General features: G+C 60.9%; 3 protein-coding genes and 1 pseudogene. 1 reads left to right on the forward strand and 3 read right to left on the reverse strand.

The features are described from left to right. From IM708_RS21500 to IM708_RS20455, 3 genes and pseudogenes are all read right to left on the reverse strand, one after another. Window positions 1-107, reverse strand: a pseudogene (locus tag IM708_RS21500) (IS66 family insertion sequence element accessory protein TnpB); the annotation flags it as partial. Window positions 108-588: 481 nt separating this feature from the next. Beyond that, window positions 589-1,857 (reverse strand): hypothetical protein, encoded by a 1,269-nt coding sequence (locus tag IM708_RS20450; protein WP_209428405.1) that lies wholly within the window; start codon window positions 1,855-1,857, stop codon window positions 589-591. Then, window positions 1,854-2,870, reverse strand: coding sequence for a hypothetical protein (locus tag IM708_RS20455; RefSeq protein WP_209428406.1), 1,017 nt, complete (start codon window positions 2,868-2,870; stop codon window positions 1,854-1,856). Before IM708_RS20455 ends, IM708_RS20450 begins: the two co-directional genes overlap by 4 nt. 769 nt (window positions 2,871-3,639) lie before the next feature. Here IM708_RS20455 and IM708_RS20460 point away from each other — a divergent pair. Beyond that, window positions 3,640-4,195 (forward strand): site-specific integrase (locus IM708_RS20460; RefSeq protein ID WP_209428407.1); only part of this gene is annotated, 556 nt, incomplete at its 3' end.

The raw sequence follows: 4,195 nt of genomic DNA on the forward strand, positions 1-4,195 counted from the left end.
CTTTCTTCAACAATGCGAACCTTCTGCGCATCCGTCCAGCGCCGACGGCGGCCGGTATCGGTGACAGATAGGATCTCGACTTCGGGTCTGTATCTATGGTCGGACATAACGTCGGACCTAAGCGGAAATCTTCAGCGCAAGAAGACGGCCCCCGGCGTAGGCTTACAATAAATTAGCGTAGCGTGCAGCCTCTTTCCTACCGGTCACAACTACGGGTGCGCGAGTGCAGTATTCGACACGTGGGGCGGGAACCAGACCTTCGCTGCGGCACCGACCAACGACCGCTTTCGGGCCGTGAGCCGCCTGTCCCCCTCTGTGAAGCGAGGTGCGGAAAGCTACCCATCTGCAACCAACCCAATCTACGTCCCACCCTTGCGGGGTGGCTTCGCAGGCATCAAGCACATAATCATTGACGAGGTCGGACCGGTCCTACAGTCCAAACTCGTCCGGCGACCGAGCAAGCTCCTAACCGGACGCGTCGAGCCAGATGACCTCGTATGTACTGGCCATCGGCAGGACGTTGTAGCGTTTCCTGGCGCCGGTCGTCCCGGCCAGCTCGGCTTCCTCCGGCACGACGGACAGCGTAGATCATAGGCGACAGGCATCGCGATACAAAGTGAACTCCGGCGCCCCAGCATCGAACTCGCAATCCTCAAGAAGTATACGCTCGTCTTTTCGAAAGGCACGCTTGACGCGGATACCGTCCGAGATCAGCTGCGGCAGGCCCGGTTTTTCGCCGGCATCAAGGTTCTCGATCAGCCCATAGGTCATGTAGCCGCCCATACCGTCGATCTCGTCGCCCGGGGAAAGGTCCTGCTTGGCATAGCAGAAGACATTGGTCTTCATCCCGTGCACGGGCGCGAGCCGGGCCGACTTGAAGAGATACGCCTCGGCGACGCAGCGCAACGCCTCGATCGCCCCCAGATGGTAAGGGCGGTAGAAGAGGTAAAAGGGTCCCGGCCCCATGTCGGGGGGGAACCAGTCGAGCGTGAATTGCTGAAAGGCGTCCGCGGTGTGGCCGATTACGAAGACGCCGCCCGAGGGCTTGGCGCCGAGGACGTAGTCGACATAGGGCCGCTCGCCGGGCGACCAGAACGAAGTGAAGTCGAAATGCTGGAAGATGTCGTGGATCGACGCCATCCGCGGCCCGTTCATCCCCGGCCGCAGAACCCGCCCGTTCAGCCCATTGGCGAGCGACGCCATCTCGACGCAGAGTTTCGAGCCGTCGGTATAAGATGAGCACATTTTGTGGTCGAGATCGCGCTTGTCGGCCTCGGGTGCGATCTTGGTCGGGTTCGTGTAGAGGTCGTGAAAGCCCTTCATGTTGCCGAGCATGACCGGCTCAAATCCCCAGAGCGTGATGTCGTCGACGATCTGCTTGATCGCCGTGGGCTGATCGCCATCCGCGCAGGTATAGACGACGCCCTTTGCCGCAGCTTCCCGCATGAGGAGGGGGCCGTACATGAGCTCAGCCTCGAAGTTCATCATCACCACGTGCTGGCCGTGCGCCATCGCCGTGCGGGCATGTACGGCGCCGCCATAAACCGCGCTCGTCGCCTCGATCATCACGTCGAGACCGTCGGCCGCGGCGACCAGTTCCCCATCTTCGGCCACCACAAGCTCCCCGCGCTCGGCCGCCTTGCGCATCTCGCCCGGGTTTGCGCAGACTGCATACGGCCTCCCGAGGAACTCGGCGCAGTCGATGGCCTTCTGCAGGGTAATGTCGGCGATGGCGCCGAGTTCGAAGCCGGGGGTCAGTTTGCACTGGTTGGCCAAGCCCTTCCCGATCGAACCGATCCCGATGACGGAGGTGCGGATCGGTCGCTTCAGTCGCGCCAGATGTTCTGTCAGAGTCATTCCACCGCCTTTACCTTGCCCAGATCCGTGGCTGCCGGCGGAAAAGCCGCGGCCAAACCCTCTTTCCGACCACTCATGACGGGGTGTTCCGCACGTTCAGCGGCCCGCGTCACGATGGCCGCGAACTGCCGTGCTTGCGCCGGCCCGGAAACACGCTCGCGAACGCTGCGCATGATCTCGAGGCCGCGGTGCCATTCGGGTCCGCCGAACTCCTCCTGCGCCTTGCGGAAGCCTTCCACCACATGCTCGGGGGCGTTGCTTTCCAAGAGATAAGGGTAGTCGGGGGTCAGGAACTCGACCGCGTCGTCCACCTGCCTGTTCACCAGGATGTTGGACCGGCAGGCGGCGGCAGTGACGCCCTTGGTGAAGGGTTTGTACGTCCGCCGAAGGGTTTTTGCCGGATCAGGGCGTACAGCGTAGTGAAAGTTGTGTCTGCCGAGTTCACCCATCGCCCGATCCATATCTTGGTTGCGCACGACTTCGATGATCTCGATGTCATCCGATAGCGTTTCGGGAATGGCCGCATTGGCCGGCAACCCGAGGTAAACTGCCGAGACCCGATCAGGCGGCATCAATTGCAGGGTTTCGAGGCGTCGGTCGTGGCTCTGAAAAAGAACCTCCACCGCCGGGCGGCTGGTGCTTCCGACGCAATCTTCATCAAGGAGCGCCTCGATCGCGCGACGTCCTGTCTCGGTCGAGCTGATGTGGAAGTCGTACTGCACGAGATCGACCCGCGACAGGGTACTGTCCTTGTGATCCACACCAACTGCGATCGCTTTTTCCTTGATCTGCGCCAGCTCTGCGGACGTAATTCGCTGAGCGACGTGCTTGAGAAGGATGAAGATCGCCGGTCGCCGCGTCTTCAGCCACGTCTGAAAGATCAAGGTGCGCAATGGACGAGGACCACCGAGCGGCAAGCCGCTGAAAGTGAGGTCGATGCTTCCTGGAAGGTGGGGGACCATAAAGTCTCGGAGTTGGAGCCGCATGGCATCCGACCCCCACAACTGCGCCATCCTTGCCCTTGGAAAAACAAATGCCTGGGGATGTGGTCTGAACCAATAGACCATCTCAACGTGCAGTTTGCTGCTAGAATTTGTCAGCATGTGAACCCCCAACTCGTTAATCTGACATAAAATTCCTCGTAGGGGTCAACGAAACCAAAAAAACAAGCGTCCCCCAAGAGAAAAAGCTTAGCGGAACGCTGCTAAGGGTGTCCAGCGAATTGTCGGAGATGTCACCCTCCAGGCGTAGTTGCGGCGTCGCACCCGCGCAGCAACTGGACCTACGAATAGAACTGGGTGCCGATTGCCAACGCTCAGCACGAGGCCGCCTGATCGACCGCGGTACAAACCCGGCGGTTACGTTTTACCTTGGGGTTCTGTCTGGGCAAACCTGCTGACGTAGCGGTAGTACGAGACGAGGGTCAAAAACGACGGCTATTGTCTTGACCTGAAAGCGGCCATTGGTTTGGGGTACGGAAAGTTGCTCTGCCGCCATACAAGTTTCCGAAATGCTGCGCCCGGCACGAACGGCAGGAATGCAAAAGCCGCAGCGTCTCGGGTTGCGATGGAGGGCGGCTCTGGGCCGTCCTCGACGATAATGCCAATCGAGAACGGTTGGATGCTGTGCCGAATCGAGGCCGGCTGTGAGCCCTGGGACGAAGCCGCTCCGCGGCATTGGCGCTTTTGGCTGATGGGGTGAGTTGCCCTTAGCGATGCGCATTTCGTGATCTGGACGACCTGCCTGACGATTGGGACCTTCTCAATCAGACAGGAGGTTCCCATGACAGAGGAGAGAATAAGCCCGTTGCGCCAGCGGATGATCGAAGACATGCGCATCCGCGGGATGGGCGACAAGGCGCAGAAGTCGCACATCCGGGCGATCAAGGATTTCGCGGCCTTCCTTGGGCGATCACCCGACACGGCAACCCCGGAGGATCTGCGCGCCTATCAGCTCCATATGACGGACACCGGGGTCACGCCGTCGACGTTCAACGTGCGGATCGTGGCGCTGCGGTTCTTTTTCGGCATGACCTGCGGGCGGGATGAGATGAAGCGCTACATGCAATTCCGCACCGAACCGCGGAAGTTGCCCGTGGTGTTCAGCGTCGAGGAGGTGTCCGACATCCTGATGGCCGCACCCGGGCCCGGGCCCGGGCTCAAGTATCGCGCCGCGCTCAGCATCTCCTACGGCGCGGGGCTTCGGGTGGCCGAGGTCTGCAATCTCAAGATCGGCGACATCGACAGCGATCGCATGCTGATCCATTTCGAGCAGGGCAAGGGCCAGAAGGACCGCAAGGTGATGCTGTCGCCCGGCTTGCTGGAGTTGTTGCGCGCCT

This window comes from Pararhodobacter sp. SW119 (assembly GCF_017811755.1).
GTDB lineage: Bacteria > Pseudomonadota > Alphaproteobacteria > Rhodobacterales > Rhodobacteraceae > Pararhodobacter.

Bases quoted from the DNA above. Each gene is read 5' to 3' on its own strand.
- IM708_RS20450 (WP_209428405.1), bottom strand. From the start codon at position 1,857: ATGACTCTGACAGAACATCTGGCGCGACTGAAGCGACCGATCCGCACC.
- IM708_RS20455 (WP_209428406.1), bottom strand. From the start codon at position 2,870: ATGGCGCAGTTGTGGGGGTCGGATGCCATGCGGCTCCAACTCCGAGAC.